The organism is Streptomyces sp. NPDC048275 (genome assembly GCF_040652275.1).
Lineage (GTDB): Bacteria > Actinomycetota > Actinomycetes > Streptomycetales > Streptomycetaceae > Streptomyces.
The window spans coordinates 92210-111019 of sequence record NZ_JBEZLR010000003.1 but is presented as its reverse complement, the minus strand read 5'-3'; the positions used below and the strand labels follow the sequence as shown (position 1 = coordinate 111019).

The window sequence follows — 18810 nt, the reverse complement described above, 5'->3', positions numbered from 1 at the left end:
GGACGGGTAGGGGCGGCGGGGGCGAGAACAGCCGAGGCCCGCCGGAGGCCGGGCGCAGACTACCCTTGAGGGTCGATCGTCCCCCTTGTCAGGAGAGAAATGGCCGTCAACCTGGTCAATGTCGAGTCCGTCAGCAAGGTGTACGGCACCCGTGCCCTGCTCGACGGAGTCTCCCTCGGCGTCAGCGAGGGCGACCGCATCGGCGTGGTGGGCCGCAACGGCGACGGCAAGACCACCCTCATCCGGATGCTCGCCAAGCTGGAGGAGGCCGACACCGGAAGGGTCACGCACTCCGGCGGCCTGCACCTCGGCGTACTCACCCAGCACGACTCGCTCGACCCCACGGCCACCGTCCGCCACGAGGTCATCCGCGACCTGGCCGACCACGAGTGGGCGGGCAACGCCAAGATCAGGGACGTACTGACGGGCTTGTTCGGAGGGCTGGACCTCCCCGGGTTCCCGCAGGGCCTCGACACCGTCATCGGCCCCCTCTCCGGCGGCGAACGCCGCCGCATCGCCCTCGCCAAACTGCTCATCGAGGAGCAGGACCTGATCATCCTCGACGAGCCCACCAACCACCTGGACGTCGAGGGCATCGCCTGGCTCGCCCAGCACCTGCGCGAACGCCGCTCCGCCCTGGTGTGCGTCACCCACGACCGCTGGTTCCTCGACCAGGTCTGCACCCGCATGTGGGACGTGCAGAAGGGCGATGTGTACGAGTACGAGGGCGGCTACTCCGACTACGTGTTCGCCCGTGCCGAGCGCGAGCGCATCGCCGCCACCGAAGAGGTCAAGCGGCAGAACCTGGTCCGCAAGGAGCTGGCGTGGCTGCGCCGCGGCGCCCCCGCCCGCACCTCCAAGCCCCGCTTCCGCGTCGAGGCCGCCAACGAGCTCATCGCGGACGTACCGCCGCCCCGCGACAAGAGCGAGCTGATGAAGTTCGCCAGCTCCCGGCTCGGCAAGACCGTCTTCGACCTCGAGGACGTGACCGTCCAGGCGGGCCCGAAGGTGCTGCTCAAGCACCTCACCTGGCAGCTCGGCCCCGGCGACCGGGTCGGCCTCGTGGGCGTGAACGGCGCCGGCAAGACCTCCCTCCTGCGCGCCATGGCCGAGGCCGCCCGCAGCGAGGGCGAGCAGCAGCCCGCGGCCGGCCGGATCCTCACCGGCAAGACCGTCAAGCTCGCCTACCTCTCCCAGGAAGTAACCGAACTCGACCCGGCCTTGCGGGTGTTGCAGGCCGTCCAGGCCGTGCGCGACCGCGTCGACCTCGGCAAGGGGCGGGAGATGACCGCGGGGCAGCTCTGCGAGACGTTCGGCTTCAACAAGGAGAAGCAGTGGACGCCGGTAGGAGACCTGTCCGGTGGTGAGCGTCGGCGGCTCCAGCTGCTGCGTCTGCTGATGGACGAGCCCAACGTCCTCTTCCTCGACGAGCCGACCAACGACCTCGACATCGAGACGCTGACCCAGCTGGAGGACCTGCTCGACGGCTGGCCCGGTTCGATGGTCGTGATCTCCCACGACCGGTTCTTCGTCGAGCGCACGACGGACAACGTGTTCGCGCTGCTCGGCGACGGCGCGCTGCGGATGCTGCCGCGCGGGATCGACGAGTACCTGGAGCGGCGCAAGCGGATGGAGGAGGTCGCCGCGGCCGCCGTACTCGCCGCCGCGCCGGCGTCCGCCAAGACCGCGTCCGCCGTGTCCGCCGCGGACGCGCGCGCCGCGAAGAAGGAACTGCAGAGGATCGAGCGGCAGCTCGACAAGATCTCCGAGAAGGAGACCAAGCTGCACGCCCAAATCGCCGACAACGCCACGGACTTCGGGAAGGTGGCCAAACTCGACGCCGAGCTGCGGGAGTTGGCCGGCGAGCGCGAGGATCTGGAGCTGCGCTGGCTGGAGCTCGCCGAGGACGCTTAAGACCGAAGACCGACCGGTGCGCGCACGTCCCGTGGAGGGGGTGTGAAAGCGCATAAAGAGGGCATCGCGGGCCGGTCCTCCCTTGGGGACAGGGGGAGGATCGGCCCGGGTCGTGCGCTTACCTCTCATCACACCCGTATGCGAGGAATTTTGATATTCCGGGGCACTTCTCTCCAGTAGGGGAAGCGCAACGTCGAACAAGCGTGTAGCTTCCGGGGATGGAGAGCCGGGGGGCTTCTAATCCGCGGGGAACCAGTGGGGATGTCTGGGGGGACTGGGGGGTTGCTCGATGGGAGTGCGGCTCATGGTGGTCGACGACCACCGATTGCTCGCCGAGGCGCTTGCCTCGGCGTTGAAGCTGCGGGGGCACCGGGTGCTCGCCGCGGCGGCGCCCGCCGCGGGTGCGGCGGAGCTGGTGATCACGAGGGCACCCGAGGTGTGCCTGATCGGTACGGCGACACCGGCCGAGCCGGGAATCTTCGACCCGGTGATCAAGATCAAACGGGAGCGTCCGCAGGTGGCGATCCTGGTCCTGGGCCCGGTCCCGAACCCACGCGGTATCGCCGCCGCGTTCGCGGCCGGCGCCTCGGGCTACGTACGCCATGACGAGCGCATAGAGGGTGTCGAGCGCGCGATCATGAAGGCGAGGTCGGGCGAGGCGGCGGTGGCCCCGGCTCTGCTCCAGGGCGCCTTCAGCGAGCTCCTCAACCCCGCCGCCCAGCCGGACGACGAGGGTCAGCGCCTGCTCCAGATGCTGACGCCGAGGGAGGTGGAGGTCCTGGTGCGGGTGGCCGACGGCGAGGACACCCGCCTGATCGCGGCCGGCATGGGCATCGCCCCGTCCACGGCACGGACCCACGTCCAGCGGGTCCTGATGAAACTGGGGGTGGGCTCGCGGCTGGAGGCGGCGGCGCTGGCGGCGCGTACGGGGCTGCTGGACCGGGCGGGGCCGGTGGCGCCGTCGCCCGCGCAACCGTGAACACCCTGGCGGAAAGTGTTCACGGTTTCCGGCACTCATGGGGTGGGGCGCACGTGTTACTGCGACGGTGGCCGCTCCTCCTCGGGCGCCGGCACCGGTACCGGCGCAGCCAGCGGGCGTAGCCACAGCCACACCAGGAAGAACAGGCCCAGGGCGAGCATGCCCAGGCCCGTCCAGAGGTTGATGTTGACGCCCTCCGCCTTGTCGAGGTCGGCGTCGGAGACGGTGAGGCCGGCGATCGTGACGATGATGCCGTAGACGACGAACAGGCCGCCGATGATGGTGCGGATGTCGAAGAGGCGGGCGGCGGTCGCGGACTGGTGCTCCAGCTCCGTGACCTCGCGCTGGAGGTCGCGGTCCGAGTAATGGTCGTGATGGTCGGACATGGTTTCTTAATCCTCCCTCGTCAGAATGAGATCGAACGAGACGAACGAGACGAACGAGATCAGAACGAGAACGGGATGTAGCAGGCCGCGGCCAGGATGATCGCGCCCCAGCCCAGCAGGGCCGGCTTGCGGTACCAGGCGTCGTCGCCGACGGCGGGCGGCTCGGCCATGCCGGGGGAGCGGGTGCCGTAGACCAAGCCCTGGAGGTCCTCCGTCGGCTTGGGAGCGGTGAAGAGCGAGACCGCCACCATCACCACCGCGCCGGCCACGAAGCCCGCGATCGCCGAGACGAAGTTGGCGCCCTGGTCGGAGGGGATGCCGATGATTCCCTGCTTGTAGATGACGAAGTAGTTGATCATCGCTGCCGTCGTGCCCGCCAGCAGGCCCCAGAAGCCCGACTTCACCGACGCCCGCTTCCAGAACATGCCGACGATGAAGACCACGAACATCGGCACGTTGAAGAAGGAGAAGAGGGTCTGGAGGTAGCTCATGATGTTGGAGAAGGACGAGGCCAGGAACGCCGTGCCGATCGAGGCCAGGACGCCGATCACGGTGATGAGGCGGCCGAAGCGGACGTAGTAGGTGTCCTCCCGGTCCTGCACCACATACCTCGCCCAGATGTCCGTCGTGAACACCGTGTTGAAGGACGAGACGTTGGCCGCCATGCCCGCCATGAAGGCCGCCAGCAGGCCGGTCACCGCGATGCCGAGCACGCCGTTGGGCAGGAGCTCCTGCATCAGGTAGGGAACCGCGTCGTTGTACTGGAGGCCCGAGCCCGCCGTGCCGATCTTCGGGACCAGGACCGCCGCCACCAGGCCCGGGATCATCACCAGGAAAACGACGAAGATCTTCGGGAACGCCGCGATCAGGGGCGTCCGCTGGGCCGCGGAGAGGTTCCTGGCCGACAGCGCGCGCTGGACCTCGGCGTAGTTCGTCGTCCAGTAGCCGAAGGAGAGGACGAAGCCGAGGCCCAGGACGATGGTCAGCCAGTTGGCGCCCAGCGGGTTGTCGCTGCCGATGCCCGTACCGCCCCACGCCGTCATGAAGTTAGCGCCGTGGCTCGCTTCGAGTGAGTCCTCCAGGCCGCCCCAGCCGCCCACCCGCTTCAGACCGAGTACGGCGATCGGGATCAGCGCGGCGAGGATGACGAAGAACTGCAGCACCTCGTTGTAGATCGCGGACGACAGACCGCCCAGCGTGATGTAGGCGAGGACGAAGAAGCCCGCGACGACGATCGCCACCCACTGCGGCCAGCCGAGCAGCGCCTCGACCACGATCGCCAGCGAGTAGAGATTGACGCCCGCGATGAGGATCGCGGCGAAGGCGAACAGGATCGAGCTCAGCAGATGCGCCGCTTTGTCGAAGCGGAGGAGCAGGAACTCCGGGACCGAACGGACCTTCGAGCCGTAGTAGAACGGCATCATCACCAGGCCGAGGAAGACCATGGCGGGAATGGCGCCGATCCAGTACCAGTGCACGGTGTAGACGCCGTACTGCGCGCTGTTCGCGGCCATGCCCAGGATCTCGGTGGCGCCCAGGTTGGCCGAGATGAACGCGAGGCCGGTGATCCAGGCGGGCAGCGAGCGCCCGGAGAGGAAGAAGTCGAGGCTGGTCTTGACCGAGCGCTTGGCGGCGAAGCCGATGCCGAGCACGACGACGAAGTAGATGCCGAGGATCGCGTAGTCGAGTCCGTTCGTGGGGAGCCGGAGCTCGGCAGCCAGGTGGGTCCCGGCTCCGTCGGCCAGGTAGGTGGAGGTGGGGGTAGGCATGCCGGTATCTATGCCCCATACGCCTCATAACGCTGCCCAAGCTTCACAGACACCCCCCCAAACCCCCAGGGCCATTGACGTTGCTGTTGCTTTGTGGTTTGTTGTGTTTGGTTATGTTGGGTGGTTTGGTGCGGTGTGGATGAGGAGTCCAGCGGTGAAGAAGACCTCGACCCGGTTGGCCGACGGTCGTGAGCTGATCTACTACGACTCACGCGACGACGTGGTGCGCGACGCCGTCGACCGACGTCCGCTCGATCGGACCGTCACCACCTCCCAGGTGCGCCGGGACCCCCTGCTCGGCGACTCGGTGGCGATCGCCTCGCACCGCCAGGGGCGCACCTATCACCCCCCGGCGAACGAGTGCCCCCTGTGCCCGTCCCAGGGCGACCGGCTCAGCGAGATCCCCGACTCCTCGTACGACGTCGCGGTCTTCGAGAACCGTTTCCCGTCCCTGGCCGGTGACTCCGGCCGCTGCGAGGTCGTCTGCTTCACCTCCGACCACGACTCGTCCTTCGCCGACCTGACCGAGGAGCAGGCGGGGCTCGTCCTGGAAGCGTGGACCGACCGGACCGCCGAGTTGTCCCACCTCCCCGCCGTCGAACAGGTCTTCTGCTTCGAGAACCGCGGTGCCGAGATCGGCGTCACCCTCGGCCACCCGCACGGGCAGATCTACGCCTACCCCTTCACCACCCCGCGTACGGCGCTGATGCTGCGCTCCGTCGCTGCGCACAAGGAGGCCACCGGCGGCGAGAACCTCTTCGACGAGGTCGTCGCGCGCGAGCTCGCGGAGGGCGAGCGGGTCGTCCTGGCGACCGAGCACTGGGTGGCCTTCGTGCCGTACGCGGCCCACTGGCCGTACGAGGTCCACCTCTACCCGCGCCGTCGCGTGCCCGACCTGCTCGGGCTCGACGAGGACGCACGCAAAGAATTCCCTCAGGTGTATCTGGAACTCTTGAGGCGCTTCGACCGGATCTTCGATGGGCCGGGTGGAAAGAAGGAAGGGGCGGGCGAACCTCCGACGCCGTACATCGCCGCCTGGCACCAGGCACCCTTCGGCGCGCTGGAGGAGTTCGAAGGCGTCAACCGGGACGACTTCGCGCTCCACCTCGAGCTTTTCACCATCCGCCGCACTTCCGGCAAGCTGAAGTTCCTCGCGGGCTCAGAGTCCGGCATGAGCGTGTTCATCAACGACGTGCCGCCGGAGTCCGCGGCCCAGCGACTGCGAGAGGTAGCGAGTTCATGAGTGGGAAGTACCTGGTCACCGGTGGCGCGGGCTATGTCGGCAGCGTCGTCGCGCAGCATCTGATCGAGGCCGGCCACGAGGTCACCGTCCTCGACAACCTTTCCACCGGCTTCCGCGAGGGCGTCCCGGCCGGGGCCTCCTTCATCGAGGGCGACATCCGCGACGCCGCCAAATGGCTGGACTCGTCGTACGACGCCGTGCTCCACTTCGCCGCGTTCTCACAGGTCGGCGAGTCCGTCGTCAAGCCCGAGAAGTACTGGGACAACAACGTCGGCGGCACGATGGCGCTGCTCGCCGCGATGCGCGAGGCGGGCGTCCGCAAGCTGGTCTTCTCGTCCACCGCGGCGACGTACGGCGAGCCGGAGCAGACCCCGATCGTCGAGTCCGCGCCGACCAGGCCGACCAACCCGTACGGCGCCTCCAAGCTCGCCGTCGACCACATGATCTCCGGTGAGGCGGCGGCGCACGGGCTGGGCGCGGTCTCCCTGCGCTACTTCAACGTGGCGGGCGCGTACGGGGAGTGCGGCGAGCGGCACGACCCCGAGTCGCACCTCATTCCGCTGGTGCTCCAGGTCGCGCAGGGCCGTCGGGACGCGATCTCCGTCTTCGGCGACGACTACCCGACGCCGGACGGCACCTGCATCCGCGACTACATCCACGTCGCGGACCTGGCCGAGGCCCACCTGCTCGCGGTCGAGGCCGCCACCTCCGGCGAACACCTCATCTGCAACCTCGGCAACGGCAACGGCTTCTCCGTCCGCGAGGTCATCGAGACCGTCCGCCAGGTGACCGGGCACCCGATTCCCGAGGTCATGGCCGCGCGCCGGGCCGGTGACCCGGCGGTGCTGGTCGCCTCGGCGGCGACCGCGCGCGAGCGGCTCGGCTGGAACCCGTCCCGCGCGGATCTCGCGGGGATCGTCGCGGACGCGTGGGCGTTCGCTCAGAACAGGGAGCAGTAATTCGGTGGGCGTACGCGAGGGCTTCGAAGAGCTGTACGGGGTGGAGCCGGAGGGCGTCTGGGCGGCGCCCGGCCGGGTCAACCTGATCGGCGAGTACACGGACTTCAACGAGGGGTTCGTGATGCCGCTCGCCCTGCCGCACACGGCGGTCGCGGCGGTGTCCCGCCGGGATGACGGCGTGCTGCGGCTGCACTCGGCCGACATCGAGGGGCCGGTCGTCGAGCTGCATGTCGACGAGCTGGCGCCGCTGACGAACACCAGCTGGGCCGCGTACCCGGCGGGTGTCGTCTGGGCGCTGCGCGAGGCGGGGCACACGATCACCGGTGCCGACGTGCATCTCGCGTCGACCGTGCCGACGGGCGCGGGCCTGTCCTCTTCCGCCGCCCTCGAGGTCGTGATGGCGCTCGCCCTCAACGATCTGTACGAACTCGGCCTCACCCGGCCCGAGTTGGCCCGGCTCGCGCAGCACGCCGAGAACGACTTCGTCGGGGTGCCCTGCGGAATCATGGACCAGACGGCGTCGGCGTGCTGCGTCGAGGGGCAGGCCCTGCACCTCGACTGCCGCGACCTGTCCATCCGCCAGGTCCCCTTCGACCTGGCCTCCCACGGGCTGGAGTTGCTGGTCGTCGACAGCCGCGTCAAGCACGCGCTGGGCGACGGCGAGTACGCCGAGCGGCGCGAAGGGTGCGAGGAGGGCGCACGGTTGCTCGGCGTCTCGCACCTGCGGGATGTCGCGTACGACGAGCTCGACGCGGCCCTCGCACGCCTCGACGACGAGCGCGTACGCCGTTACGTACGCCATGTCGTCTCGGACGATCACCGGGTGGAGCGCGTCATCGCGCTGCTGGACGCCGGTGACGTCCGGGCGATCGGCCCCGTACTGACGGACGGGCACGCCTCCCTCCGCGACGACCTGCGCATCTCCTGCGACGAGCTGGACCTGGTCGTCGCCACCGCCAACACCGCCGGCGCCCTGGGCGCCCGCATGACGGGCGGCGGCTTCGGCGGCTCGGCGATCGTGCTGGCCGAGTCCGCCGACGTGGACACGATCACCAAGGCCGTGACAGAGGCCTTCGCCGCCGCGGGCTACACGGCACCCCGGGTCTTCCCGGCGGTGCCTTCGGCGGGGGCGCGACGGGTGAGCTGAACCCCCGGGATCAGACCCCATCCACCCGCGCCCAGAGATTCAGCGCAGATATTTGGTCAATGTGTACTCGGTGATCCCCGGCGGATAGTCGGGGATCACGCACACGACCTCATACCCCTGCTTCTTGTAGAACTCGGGCGCCTGGAAGTCCCATGTCTCCAGGCGGGAGCCCGTGCAGCCGCGCTCCTCACGCGCCACGCGCTCCCCCTCGGCCAGCAGCCGGGAGCCGAGCCCCGCGCCCCGGTGCCGCTCGTCGACCCACAGATACGTCACGTGCAGCCACGTCGTCCAGGTGTGCCCGACCAGTCCGCCCGCGAGGGCGCCGGTGGCGTCCAAGAGCCAGATGTGGAGCGGAAGTTCCCGTTCACCAGGGCTTCCCCGCAGGGCACGGAGGACCGGAGATGCCTGTGTGTTGGTGTCGAGCAGCCGTCGGCGGAGCAGTTCACGCCGTTCTTTGTCGACTCCTGTCTCCATACGAAACATACGTCTCACCTTAAACGTGCTGGCCAATCAGTTCTGCAAATTGCCTTCCCCTCCCGGCCCCCGGCCTTACTCTGTGAACAGCGCCGGTGGGGGCCGGTGCTGATCAGGGGGCGAGACAGTCGGGTACGACGCCCGAAGTGGGGGTAGCAGTTCCGGTACGGCGGCGGCCGTGCGGCTGCGGTACCCCGTTTCCCGGCCCGGAGTTCGGGCTCGGAACACTTCGGGTGTCGTACCTGCGCCGGTCGTCCCCCGACCAGTGGGGGTTTCAGTGGTTCGCATTCGTGTCCTGGTCGTCGACGATCACCGCATCTTCGCCGAGTCGCTCGCCGCGGCCCTTGCCGCCGAGCCCGACGTCGATGTGTCCGCGGCCGGCAGTGGCCCCGCCGCGCTGCGCTGCCTGGACCGGGCGGCAGCGGAGGGCCGCAGATTCGACGTGCTGCTCGTGGACGCCGACCTGGGCGGAAATCTGCCCGGCGCCCGGCCCGCCGTACCTGTCCGGGAGGGCAATGAGGACGGGCTCGTCGACGGGATCTCACTGGTCGCGGGCGTCCGCGCCGGTCAGTCGAGCGTCCGCACCGTGGTCCTCGCCGAGAAGGACGATCCGCGACGGGCGGCCCTCGCCCTGCAGGCCGGTGCCTCGGGGTGGGTCGCCAAGGACTGCTCCCTCTCGCGACTCCTCACCGTCATACGAGGTGTGCTGCGCGACGAGACACATCTGCCGCCCGCCCTGCTCACGGGGGTCCTCAGGGAACTCACCGCCGCGCGCAAGCACCGCACCGAGAGCGAGCGGCTCGTCGAGTCGCTCACGCCCCGGGAGCGGGAAGTGCTGCGGTGCATGGTCGCGGGGCTGGGAAGGAAGGCCGTGGCCGAGCGGTTGTTCCTCTCCCCGCACACCGTCCGCACGCATATGCAGAACGTCCTGGGGAAGTTGGGCGTGCATTCCACTCTCGCCGCCGTCGCCCTTGCGCGCCGGGCCGGGGTCGGGCCCGTCGACCTAGCCGGGGATGTTGTCGAACGGGGCGGTCAACTGGCGTAGCAGCGCCGCCAGTTCCGCGCGCTGGGCGCCGCTGAGCTCTGCCAGGATCGCGCGCTCCTGTTCGAGGAGTCCGGCCAGTGCCTGGTCGGCGCGGTCGCGGCCCTCGTCGGTGAGGCGGACGAGCACGCCGCGACGGTCGCTCGGGTCGGGGAGGCGCTCCACCAGACCCTTCTTCGTCAGCCGGTCGATGCGGTTGGTCATCGTGCCGGAGGTGACGAGCGTCTGCGTGAGCAGTTGGCCGGGCGAGAGCTGATACGGCGATCCCGCGCGCCGCAGCGCGGTCAGGACGTCGAACTCCCAGGGCTCCAGGCTGTGTTCTGAGAACGCCAGCCGACGGGCGCGGTCCAGATGCCGGGCCAGCCTGCTCACGCGACTGAGCACCTCGAGCGGTTCCACGTCGAGGTCGGGGCGCTCCCGGCGCCATGCTGCGACCAGCCGATCGACCTCGTCCTCCATGACGATCAGTGTAATGGTTGTGTCGACGTGAAGTCTCTTGATGTGGAGTCTCTTGACGTCGAGATAATGCGGGTGTGACTGTGGAGGCGTTCAGATGTGAATGTGTGAACGCGAGGAGGCCCACCCATGTCCACGCCCACCTGGGACCCGAACCAGTACCTGCGCCACGCGGACCACCGCGCCCGCCCCTTCGCCGACCTCCTCTCCCGCGTCCCGGCCCTGCCCGCGGACCTGGCCCGCATCGCCGACCTCGGCTGCGGCCCCGGAAACGTCACCGTCCGGCTCGCCGAACGCTGGCCCACCGCCCACATCACCGGCTACGACAACTCCCCGGAGATGCTCGCCAGGACCGAGGAGCACGAGGGTCGCACGCCGGGCGGTGGCCGGCTCGACTTCGCCCACGCCGACCTCACGAACTGGGTGCCCCCGGAGACGTACGACCTGATCGTCTCGAACGCGGCGCTCCAGTGGGTGCCGGGCCACCTGGACGCCTTCCCCCGCTGGCTCGACGCGCTCGCCCCCGGCGGCACCTTCGCCTTCCAGGTCCCCCACAACATCGACGCACCCCTGCACGCCCTGATGCGCGAACTCGCCGCCTCCGCCCGCTGGAAGGACCTCCTCGGCGACGTCCTGCGGCGCGAGGACTCCGTCCACGACCCGCTCGTCTACCTGGACCGGCTGACCCGCCTCGGCTGCGCGGTGGACGTCTGGGAGACGACGTACCTGCAGGTCCTGGCGGGCGAGGACCCGGTGCTGGACTGGGTGAAGGGCACCGGCCTGCGCCCCGCCCTCACCGCGCTGGCGGACGAGCCGGAGGCCCGGGACGCCTTCGTGACCGAGTACCGGGACCTGCTCCGGGACGCCTATCCGGCGGCCCCGTACGGCACGGTGCTGCCGTTTCGCCGACTGTTCGCCGTGGCACGGAAGGGGGCCTGAGACCCGATGCTCAGCGCCGTCGACCATGTCCGACTCGCCACCCTGCCCGGTAGTTGGAACCGGTCCTCAGGGTGTACGGCCCAGGTGAGTGACGAGGATGTGGATCACGTCGTTGTCGATGACATACAGAACTCGGTAGTCACCGATGCGCAGGCGGCGGAGGTCGGCTGATCCGTACGGAGTCGAACCTGCCGGGCGAGGATCGGTGGCCAGCTTGTCGATGGTGTCCAGGACCAGCGCGAGGCCGCTTGGGTCCTCCCGAAGGAACCGGGCCGCAGAGTCGAGGGCGTGCGGCTCAAAGATGATCTCGTAGGTCACTGTTGCTCGAGCCCCAGTCGCCTGCGCACCTCGTCCATGGGGATGCCGGGCTCAAGCGTGCCCTCCGCCTTGCGCCGCTGGTAATCGGCGAATACGAGGGCGTCCTCGAGATCCTCTATCACGTGCGGAGATACGAGAAGCGCCGCCACGTGCCCGTGGTCGGTGAGGGCGATGGTCTCGCGGCCGTGGGCCGCGCGGCGGACCAGGTCACCGAGCTGGGAGCGGGCCGCGCTGATCGCAATCTCAGTCATGGACACATGGTTCCACAAGGTGAACCTTTGCGTCTATTGCGTCCACTGATTCAGCTCTTCCGGCGCCCTATCAAGTGCGGCTTCGCCTCCAGCCCGTCCAGCCCGTGCCACGCCAGATTCACCAGATGCGCCGCGACCTCCGCCTTGCGGGGCTTGCGGACGTCGAGCCACCACTGGCCGGTCAGAGCGACCATGCCGACCAGGGCCTGGGCGTACAGCGGGGCCAGCTTCGGGTCGAAGCCGCGGCTCTTGAACTCGCGGCCCAGGATGTCCTCCACCTGGGTGGCGATGTCCGAGATGAGAGACGCGAAGGAACCCGTCGACTGGGGGATGGGGGAGTCGCGGACCAGGATGCGGAAGCCGTCCGTGTACTCCTCGATGTAGTCCAGGAGAGCGAACGCGGCCTGCTCGCACAGCTCGCGGGGGTGCCCGGCGGTGAGGGAGCTGGTCACCATGTCCAGCAGGCGCCGCATCTCGCGGTCCACCACCACCGCGTACAGGCCCTCCTTGCCGCCGAAGTGCTCGTAGACCACCGGCTTGGAGACCCCGGCCTTCGCCGCGATCTCCTCCACCGACGTGCCCTCGAAGCCCTTGGCCGCGAACAGGGTGCGGCCGATCTCCAGCAGCTGCTGACGGCGCTCGGCGCCGGTCATGCGGGTGCGGCGCGCACGCCGCGGCTTTTCACTGCTGCTCGGGGTGCTACTGGAGTCGGTCGCCACGCTGTCAATCATGCCGCGTCAGCGGTTTCCGTCTTGCGGCGGGAGTCCGACCCGTCCGTGTTGCGACGGGAATCGATACGCGAGCGTGACGGCCAGCGCACGTCGTACGCCCAGCCGAGCTGCTCGCACCAGCGGATGATCCGGGCCGAGGAGTCGATCTGGCCGCGCTCCACGCCGTGCCGCGCCGAGGTCGGGTCGGCGTGGTGCAGGTTGTGCCAGGACTCACCACAGGACAGCACAGCCAGCCACCACACGTTGCCCGAGCGGTCGCGCGACTTGAAGGGACGCTTGCCCACCGCGTGACAGATCGAGTTGATCGACCAGGTGACGTGATGGAGCAGCGCCACTCGAACGAGTGAGCCCCAGAAGAAACCGGTGAACGCACCCCACCAGGACATCGTCACCAGACCGCCGATCAGCGCCGGGAGGGCGAGCGACAGCATGGTCCAGTAGATGAAGTGGCGGGAGATCGCGCGGATCACCGGATCCTTGATCAGATCGGGGGCGTACTTCTCCTGCGACGTCCGCTCCTCGTCGAACATCCAGCCGATGTGGGCCCACCACAGGCCCTTCATCAGCGCCGGAACCGTCTCGCCGTAACGCCACGGCGAATGCGGGTCGCCCTCCGCGTCGGAGAACTTGTGGTGCTTGCGGTGGTCGGCGACCCAGCGGACCAGGGGGCCCTCGACGGCCATCGACCCCGCGATCGCGACCGCGATCCGCAGCGGGCGTTTCGCCTTGAAGGACCCGTGCGTGAAGTAGCGGTGGTAGCCGATCGTGACGCCGTGGCAACCCAGGTAGTAGAAGAACACCAGCAGGCCGATGTCCAGCCAGCTCACACCCCAGCCCCAGGCCAGCGGCACCGCCGCGAGCAGGGCGAGGAACGGGACGGCGATAAAGAGGAGAAGCGTGACCTGTTCGAGTGACCCCTTCTTCTCGCCGCCCAGGGTGGCGGAGGGGAGAGAGGCGGCGTTGTTCGCCTGCGGGGCATCGTCGATCACATCGGAGCTCGTGGGCATGGGCGTCCCCTGTGGGTTCGAGGGTGGGGAGAGGCGGAGACAAGTGAAGCGGAGCGAAGCGAAGGGGAGACGAGGGCCGGATGTCGGTCCCAGGGTCCTCCCGGTGTCCGAAGGGAGACCCTACGCTTCCGTAACCTACGGCATCGTAAGTATGGCAGCGCGTTGCTGGGCGGCAAGAGCCCGTGAGCCTGCGCGTCCACACGGAGACCTATCCTTGGAGTCGGTCGGACAGCGCGGTCCGTTCTGTTTTCTTCCCGGATGCCACGTCCCTAAGCGGCACCCGCCGCGCGGTCGCCACCCGGGTTCCCTCCCAGAAGAGCTTCAGACGAGCTTCCACACTCTTCAGACGAGCTTCAACACTGCAAGGAGCCGCACCTGTGAGCAGTGCCGACGACCAGACCACGACGACCAGCAGCGAGCTGCGCGCCGACATCAGGCGCCTGGGTGATCTGCTGGGTGAGACCCTCGTTCGACAGGAGGGACCCGAGCTTCTGGAACTGGTCGAGAAGGTCCGCCGCCTGACCCGCGAGGACGGTGAGGCCGCCGCCGAGCTGCTGCGCGGCACAGAGCTGGAGACCGCGGCCAAGCTGGTCCGCGCCTTCTCCACGTACTTCCATCTGGCGAATGTCACCGAGCAGGTGCACCGCGGCCGCGAACTGCGCGCCAAGCGGGCCGCCGAGGGCGGACTCCTCGCCCGTACGGCCGACCGGCTCAAGGACGCCGACCCCGAGCATCTGCGCGAGACGGTCAAGAACCTCAATGTGCGCCCGGTGTTCACGGCGCACCCGACGGAGGCCGCCCGCCGCTCGGTCCTCAACAAGCTGCGCCGCATCGCCGCGCTGCTGGAGACCCCGGTCATCGAGTCCGACCGCCGCCGCTACGACACCCGGCTGGCCGAGAACATCGACCTCGTGTGGCAGACCGACGAGCTGCGGGTCGTACGCCCCGAGCCCGCCGACGAGGCCCGCAACGCCATCTACTACCTGGACGAGCTGCACGCCGGCGCGGTCGGGGACGTACTCGAGGACCTCACCGCCGAGCTGGAGCGCGTCGGCGTGACGCTGCCCGAAGGGACCCGGCCGCTCACCTTCGGCACCTGGATCGGCGGCGACCGCGACGGCAACCCGAACGTCACCCCGGCCGTCACCTGGGACGTCCTGATCCTCCAGCACGAGCACGGCATCAACGACGCGCTCGACCTCATCGACGAACTGCGCGGCTTCCTGTCGAACTCGATCCGCTACACCGGCGCCACCGAAGAACTCCTCGACTCCCTCCGGACCGACCTGGAGCGCCTCCCCGAGATCAGCCCCCGCTACAAGCGACTCAACGCCGAGGAGCCCTACCGGCTGAAGGCGACGGCGATCCGGCAGAAGCTGGAGAACACCAAGCAGCGCCTCGCCAAGGGCACCCCGTACGAGCCCGGCCGCGACTACCTCGGCACCGCCGAACTCCTGCGCGACCTCACCCTGATCCAGACCTCGCTGCGCGCACACCGCGGCGCCCTGTTCGCCGACGGCCGCATGAACCGTACGATCCGTACGCTCGCCGCTTTCGGCCTGCAGCTCGCCACCATGGACGTACGCGAACACGCGGACGCCCACCACCACGCCCTCGGCCAGCTGTTCGACCGCCTCGGCGAGGAGTCGTGGTGCTACGCCGACATGCCCCGCGACTACCGCGCCAAGCTCCTCGCCAAGGAACTGCGCTCCCGCCGGCCGCTGGCCCCGTCCCCGGCACCGGTCGACGCCGCCGGCGAGAAGACCATCGGCGTCTTCCAGACGGTCAAGCGGGCCCTGGAGGTCTTCGGACCCGAGGTCATCGAGTCCTACATCATCTCGATGTGCCAGGGCGCCGACGACGTGTTCGCCGCCGCCGTCCTCGCCCGCGAGGCCGGGCTGCTCGACCTGCACGGCGGCTGGGCGAAGATCGGCATCGTGCCGCTCCTGGAAACGACGGACGAGCTCAAGGCCGCCGACACCATCCTGGAGGACATGCTCTCCGACCCCTCCTACCGGCGGCTCGTGGCGCTGCGCGGGGACGTCCAGGAGGTCATGCTCGGCTACTCCGACTCCTCCAAGTTCGGCGGCATCACCACCTCGCAGTGGGAGATCCACCGCGCCCAGCGGCGCCTGCGCGACGTCGCCCACCGCTACGGCGTACGCCTCAGGCTCTTCCACGGCCGCGGCGGCACGGTCGGCCGCGGCGGCGGCCCCTCCCACGACGCGATCCTCGCGCAGCCCTGGGGCACGCTGGAGGGCGAGATCAAGGTGACCGAGCAGGGCGAGGTCATCTCCGACAAGTACCTGGTGCCCTCGCTGGCCAGGGAGAACCTCGAGCTCACGGTCGCCGCCACGCTCCAGGCATCCGCCCTGCACACCTCCCCGCGCCAGTCCGACGAGGCGCTGGCCCGCTGGGACGCGGCGATGGACCTGGTGTCCGACGCGGCGCACTCCACCTACCGCCGACTGGTCGAGGACCCGGACCTCCCGGCGTACTTCTTCGCCGCCACCCCCGTGGACCAGCTCGCCGACCTGCACCTGGGCTCGCGGCCTTCGCGCCGCCCCGACTCCGGCGCCGGCCTGGACGGACTGCGGGCCATCCCGTGGGTGTTCGGCTGGACCCAGTCGCGGCAGATCGTGCCCGGCTGGTTCGGCGTCGGCTCCGGCCTCAAGGCGCTGCGCGAAGCCGGTCTCGACACCGTGCTCGACGAGATGCACGAACAGTGGCACTTCTTCCGCAACTTCCTCTCCAACGTCGAGATGACGCTGGCCAAGACGGACCTGCGGATCGCCACCCACTACGTCGACACCCTCGTCCCGGACGAGCTCAAGCACGTGTTCGACACGATCCGCGCCGAGCACGAGCTGACCGTCCGTGAGGTGCTGCGGGTCACGGGCGGCGAGAAGCTCCTGGACACCAACCCCGTGCTCCAGCAGACCTTCTCGATCCGCGACGCCTACCTGGACCCGATCTCCTACCTCCAGGTCGCGCTGCTCAAGCGCCAGCGCGACGAGGCGGCCGCCGGTGCGGAGCCCGACCCGCTGCTGTCGCGCGCGCTGCTCCTGACGGTCAACGGTGTGGCGGCGGGACTGCGCAACACCGGCTGAGCAGGTGCGAAGGCGCCCCCGTTGCCCGGGGGCGCCTTCGCTTCTTGCAGGTCACAAGGCCACGAACGTCGCCGTCAGCAGGGCGATCCCCGCCCCCGCCAGCACCCACGCCGCCCGCGTGAGCCGCAGGCCGCCCGCGACCACCACCGAGGCGAGCAACAGGGCGCCGCCGAGGGGAACCCAGGCATAGAGGACCCCGGCGGGGCCGGTGCGGACGACGTCACTGCTGCCGGGCTTCACGGCGACCGTGTACGTCTGCCCCTTCTTCACCGCGACCGGCTCCTCGATGGTGACCCGGGCCCGCGCCCGCGAACCCTCCGAGGTCGGCGCGTACGGCCCCGTGCAGATGTCACCGGAGCACGCCCGCACGGTCATCGTCCCCTGCTCCCGGCCCTTGCTCAGCATCACGTGCTGGGCGGTGCCCCAGGAACCCCAGACACCCGCGATCAGGATCAGCACCACGACCGCACCCATCGCCGCGAGCCGCCCGAACCGCAGCGCCGTGCGCGTGCTCTTGGCGCTCTTGGGGGAGGCACGACGGGAACCGGTGGCAGGCATGGCGGGGATCATTGGCCATGGCCGTACGCCCGGTCAACCCCGGGCAGGTTCCGGCGGGGGACAAGTCGGCAGTTGTACGAGTACATCGACCGCCTATGAGTTGTACGTGCCCTGCGCCCGCTCCAGTCCCTCGATGACGAGGCACTCCACGGCGTCCGACGCCCGGTCCACGAAGTAGTTCAGCTCCTTGCGCTCCGCCGACGCGAAGTCCTTGAGCACGAAGTCGGCGACCTGCATACGCCCCGGAGGGCGCCCGATACCGAAGCGCACCCGGTGGTAGTCCGGGCCCATCGCCTTCGTCATCGACTTGAGCCCGTTGTGCCCGTTGTCGCCACCGCCGAGCTTCAGACGCAGCACGCCGTAGTCGATGTCCAGCTCGTCGTGGATCGCGACGATGTTCGCCGTCGGCACCTTGTAGAAGTCCCGCAGCGCGGTCACCGGGCCGCCGGACAGGTTCATGTACGACATCGGCTTGGCCAGGATCACGCGGCGGTTCGCCGGACCGGGCGGGCCGATGCGTCCCTCGATCACCTGCGCCTGCGCCTTCCCGGCCCGCTTGAACTTGCCGCCGATCCGCTCCGCCAGCAGGTCGGCGACCATGAAGCCCACGTTGTGCCGGTTCATGGCGTACTCGGGGCCGGGATTGCCGAGGCCCACGATCAGCCAGGGGGCGGCTGCGTCGGTAGTCGTCACGCCCGTGTCTCCCATCTCTGCGTAGTACGCTTTTCGTCTGCCTCGGCAGCGGTCAGGGCTTGGCCGTCATGAGACCCGTGGGGTCGAGTGAGAAGCCGCCTCGTTCACGAGGGGGAGGAGTCACGTGTCCTTGATACGCGCAGGATAGGACAGCACAGCAGTACAGCAGCAGCCGCCGCTCCCCCGGGAGCGGCGGCGCGCAAATGATGACCCGGTGAGGGATCAGGCCTCGGTGGTCTCGGCCTCGCCCGTGGAGGCCTCCTCCGCCTGGGCGGCCAGGACCTGGAGGACGACAGCGTCCTCGTCGATCGCCAGCGTGGTGCCCTCGGGGAGCGGGATGTCCTTGGCGAGGATGGCGGCGCCGGCCTCGAGGCCCGCGATGGAGACGGTGACCGACTCGGGGATGTGGGTGGCCTCGGCCTCGACGGTCAGCGTGCTCAGCACGTGCTCGAGCAGGTAGGCACCCGGGGCCAGCTCGCCCTCGGTGTGGACGTAGACCTCGACGTTGACCTTCTCGCCACGCTTCACGAGGAGCAGGTCGACGTGCTCGAGGAAGCCCTTGATCGCGTCGCGCTGCACGGCCTTCGGGATGGCCAGCTGGGTCTTGCCCTCGATGTCCAGGGTGAGCAGGACGTTCGGGGTACGCAGGGCGAGCTGCAGCTCGTGGCCCGGCAGCGTGATGTGGACGGGCTCCGAGCCGTGGCCGTAGACGACCGCGGGAACCTTGCTGTCACGGCGGATGCGGCGGGCGGCACCCTTGCCGAACTCGGTGCGGGTCTCGGCGGCGAGCTTGACCTCGGACATGTTCACTCCTCGTAGAAATACTCTGGGGAA

19 protein-coding genes are annotated in these 18810 nt (G+C 69.3%); 8 read left to right on the top strand and 11 right to left on the bottom strand.

Translation table 11 applies throughout. The features are described 5' to 3' along the window. The first annotated feature begins 99 nt into the window (after positions 1–99). Together AB0D57_RS03200 and AB0D57_RS03195 are read left to right on the top strand one after the other, a co-directional pair. Positions 100–1914 carry an ABC-F family ATP-binding cassette domain-containing protein gene (locus tag AB0D57_RS03200; protein WP_362066399.1) on the top strand — a complete coding sequence of 605 codons (1815 nt, stop codon included), beginning with the start codon at positions 100–102 and terminating at the stop codon, positions 1912–1914. Between the two features lie 289 nt (positions 1915–2203). Continuing rightward, a complete protein-coding gene (locus AB0D57_RS03195; protein ID WP_362066397.1) occupies positions 2204–2893 on the top strand; it encodes a LuxR C-terminal-related transcriptional regulator in 690 nt (229 codons plus the stop codon). Positions 2894–2949: 56 nt separating this feature from the next. Here AB0D57_RS03195 and AB0D57_RS03190 read toward each other — a convergent pair whose 3' ends face one another. Both AB0D57_RS03190 and AB0D57_RS03185 read right to left on the bottom strand, forming a co-directional pair. Beyond that, positions 2950–3279, bottom strand: a complete 330-nt coding sequence (locus AB0D57_RS03190; RefSeq protein ID WP_362066395.1) for a hypothetical protein — start codon at positions 3277–3279, stop codon at positions 2950–2952. A gap of 59 nt (positions 3280–3338) precedes the next feature. Beyond that, positions 3339–5048, bottom strand: a complete 1710-nt coding sequence (locus AB0D57_RS03185; RefSeq protein ID WP_362066393.1) for a sodium:solute symporter family protein — start codon at positions 5046–5048, stop codon at positions 3339–3341. A 154-nt stretch (positions 5049–5202) separates the two neighbouring features. On the opposite strand from AB0D57_RS03185, the gene galT reads away from it, so the two are divergent. The 3 genes from galT to galK are packed head-to-tail and all read left to right on the top strand — an operon-like array spanning position 5203 to position 8397. Further along, positions 5203–6291 (top strand): galactose-1-phosphate uridylyltransferase, encoded by a 1089-nt coding sequence (galT, locus tag AB0D57_RS03180; RefSeq protein WP_362066391.1) that lies wholly within the window; start codon positions 5203–5205, stop codon positions 6289–6291. Then, positions 6288–7250 carry a UDP-glucose 4-epimerase GalE gene (gene galE, locus AB0D57_RS03175; RefSeq protein WP_362066389.1) on the top strand — a complete coding sequence of 321 codons (963 nt, stop codon included), beginning with the start codon at positions 6288–6290 and terminating at the stop codon, positions 7248–7250. Before galT ends, galE begins: the two co-directional genes overlap by 4 nt. 4 nt (positions 7251–7254) lie before the next feature. Further along, positions 7255–8397, top strand: coding sequence for a galactokinase (gene galK, locus AB0D57_RS03170; protein WP_362066387.1), 1143 nt, complete (start codon positions 7255–7257; stop codon positions 8395–8397). 39 nt (positions 8398–8436) lie between these two features. Here the strand turns inward: galK and AB0D57_RS03165 are convergent, their stop codons facing one another. Further along, complete coding sequence (locus AB0D57_RS03165) at positions 8437–8880, bottom strand: N-acetyltransferase (protein WP_362066385.1); 444 nt, start codon at positions 8878–8880, stop codon at positions 8437–8439. A 268-nt stretch (positions 8881–9148) separates the two neighbouring features. Between AB0D57_RS03165 and AB0D57_RS03160 the strand changes: the two genes are divergently transcribed. Continuing rightward, positions 9149–9916 (top strand): response regulator transcription factor, encoded by a 768-nt coding sequence (locus tag AB0D57_RS03160; protein WP_362066383.1) that lies wholly within the window; start codon positions 9149–9151, stop codon positions 9914–9916. On the opposite strand, the gene tamR is transcribed toward AB0D57_RS03160, so the two are convergent. After that, positions 9875–10372, bottom strand: a complete 498-nt coding sequence (gene tamR / locus AB0D57_RS03155; protein WP_362066381.1) for a MarR family transcriptional regulator TamR — start codon at positions 10370–10372, stop codon at positions 9875–9877. The two genes, AB0D57_RS03160 and tamR, sit on opposite strands and share 42 nt — an antisense overlap. A gap of 126 nt (positions 10373–10498) precedes the next feature. Here tamR and AB0D57_RS03150 point away from each other — a divergent pair, with 126 nt between their 5' ends. After that, the gene (locus AB0D57_RS03150) at positions 10499–11308 is read left to right on the top strand and encodes a trans-aconitate 2-methyltransferase (RefSeq protein WP_362066379.1); all 810 of its coding nucleotides are present in this window, start codon (positions 10499–10501) and stop codon (positions 11306–11308) included. Positions 11309–11374: 66 nt separating this feature from the next. Here the strand turns inward: AB0D57_RS03150 and AB0D57_RS03145 are convergent, their stop codons facing one another. Genes AB0D57_RS03145 through AB0D57_RS03130 form a run of 4 tightly spaced genes read right to left on the bottom strand, consistent with a single transcriptional unit; the run spans position 11375 to position 13615 of the window. Then, on the bottom strand, positions 11375–11626 hold the full coding sequence (locus AB0D57_RS03145; RefSeq protein WP_362066377.1) for a type II toxin-antitoxin system RelE/ParE family toxin: 252 nt from the start codon (positions 11624–11626) through the stop codon (positions 11375–11377). Continuing rightward, positions 11623–11877, bottom strand: coding sequence for a type II toxin-antitoxin system Phd/YefM family antitoxin (locus AB0D57_RS03140; protein ID WP_362066375.1), 255 nt, complete (start codon positions 11875–11877; stop codon positions 11623–11625). Before AB0D57_RS03140 ends, AB0D57_RS03145 begins: the two co-directional genes overlap by 4 nt. A 50-nt stretch (positions 11878–11927) precedes the next feature. Further along, positions 11928–12608 (bottom strand): TetR/AcrR family transcriptional regulator, encoded by a 681-nt coding sequence (locus AB0D57_RS03135; RefSeq protein ID WP_362066372.1) that lies wholly within the window; start codon positions 12606–12608, stop codon positions 11928–11930. After that, positions 12605–13615 carry a fatty acid desaturase gene (locus AB0D57_RS03130; RefSeq protein ID WP_362066370.1) on the bottom strand — a complete coding sequence of 337 codons (1011 nt, stop codon included), beginning with the start codon at positions 13613–13615 and terminating at the stop codon, positions 12605–12607. The genes AB0D57_RS03135 and AB0D57_RS03130 overlap by 4 nt, the downstream gene beginning before the upstream one ends. A gap of 377 nt (positions 13616–13992) precedes the next feature. On the opposite strand from AB0D57_RS03130, the gene ppc reads away from it, so the two are divergent. Next, positions 13993–16725: a phosphoenolpyruvate carboxylase gene (gene ppc / locus AB0D57_RS03125; RefSeq protein WP_362066367.1), complete on the top strand. Its 2733-nt coding sequence runs from the start codon at positions 13993–13995 to the stop codon at positions 16723–16725. A 51-nt stretch (positions 16726–16776) separates the two neighbouring features. Here the strand turns inward: ppc and AB0D57_RS03120 are convergent, their stop codons facing one another. The 3 genes from AB0D57_RS03120 to AB0D57_RS03110 all read right to left on the bottom strand — a co-directional run bounded on the left by AB0D57_RS03120 (position 16777) and on the right by AB0D57_RS03110 (position 18780). Beyond that, entirely contained in the window at positions 16777–17283 is a 507-nt protein-coding gene (locus tag AB0D57_RS03120; protein WP_362066365.1) for a hypothetical protein, read from the bottom strand. Positions 17284–17376: 93 nt separating this feature from the next. Then, positions 17377–17991, bottom strand: a complete 615-nt coding sequence (pth, locus tag AB0D57_RS03115; RefSeq protein WP_362066363.1) for an aminoacyl-tRNA hydrolase — start codon at positions 17989–17991, stop codon at positions 17377–17379. Between the two features lie 207 nt (positions 17992–18198). After that, entirely contained in the window at positions 18199–18780 is a 582-nt protein-coding gene (locus tag AB0D57_RS03110; RefSeq protein WP_362066361.1) for a 50S ribosomal protein L25/general stress protein Ctc, read from the bottom strand. Between the last annotated feature and the right edge of the window lie 30 nt (positions 18781–18810).

Bases quoted from the DNA above. Each gene is read 5' to 3' on its own strand.
- AB0D57_RS03200 (WP_362066399.1), top strand. From the start codon at position 100: ATGGCCGTCAACCTGGTCAATGTCGAGTCCGTCAGCAAGGTGTACGGC.
- AB0D57_RS03195 (WP_362066397.1), top strand. From the start codon at position 2,204: ATGGGAGTGCGGCTCATGGTGGTCGACGACCACCGATTGCTCGCCGAG.
- AB0D57_RS03190 (WP_362066395.1), bottom strand. From the start codon at position 3,279: ATGTCCGACCATCACGACCATTACTCGGACCGCGACCTCCAGCGCGAG.
- AB0D57_RS03185 (WP_362066393.1), bottom strand. From the start codon at position 5,048: ATGCCTACCCCCACCTCCACCTACCTGGCCGACGGAGCCGGGACCCAC.
- galE (WP_362066389.1), top strand. From the start codon at position 6,288: ATGAGTGGGAAGTACCTGGTCACCGGTGGCGCGGGCTATGTCGGCAGC.
- AB0D57_RS03165 (WP_362066385.1), bottom strand. From the start codon at position 8,880: ATGTTTCGTATGGAGACAGGAGTCGACAAAGAACGGCGTGAACTGCTC.
- tamR (WP_362066381.1), bottom strand. From the start codon at position 10,372: ATGGAGGACGAGGTCGATCGGCTGGTCGCAGCATGGCGCCGGGAGCGC.
- AB0D57_RS03150 (WP_362066379.1), top strand. From the start codon at position 10,499: ATGTCCACGCCCACCTGGGACCCGAACCAGTACCTGCGCCACGCGGAC.
- AB0D57_RS03140 (WP_362066375.1), bottom strand. From the start codon at position 11,877: ATGACTGAGATTGCGATCAGCGCGGCCCGCTCCCAGCTCGGTGACCTG.
- AB0D57_RS03135 (WP_362066372.1), bottom strand. From the start codon at position 12,608: ATGATTGACAGCGTGGCGACCGACTCCAGTAGCACCCCGAGCAGCAGT.
- AB0D57_RS03130 (WP_362066370.1), bottom strand. From the start codon at position 13,615: ATGCCCACGAGCTCCGATGTGATCGACGATGCCCCGCAGGCGAACAAC.
- AB0D57_RS03120 (WP_362066365.1), bottom strand. From the start codon at position 17,283: ATGCCTGCCACCGGTTCCCGTCGTGCCTCCCCCAAGAGCGCCAAGAGC.
- pth (WP_362066363.1), bottom strand. From the start codon at position 17,991: ATGGGAGACACGGGCGTGACGACTACCGACGCAGCCGCCCCCTGGCTG.
- AB0D57_RS03110 (WP_362066361.1), bottom strand. From the start codon at position 18,780: ATGTCCGAGGTCAAGCTCGCCGCCGAGACCCGCACCGAGTTCGGCAAG.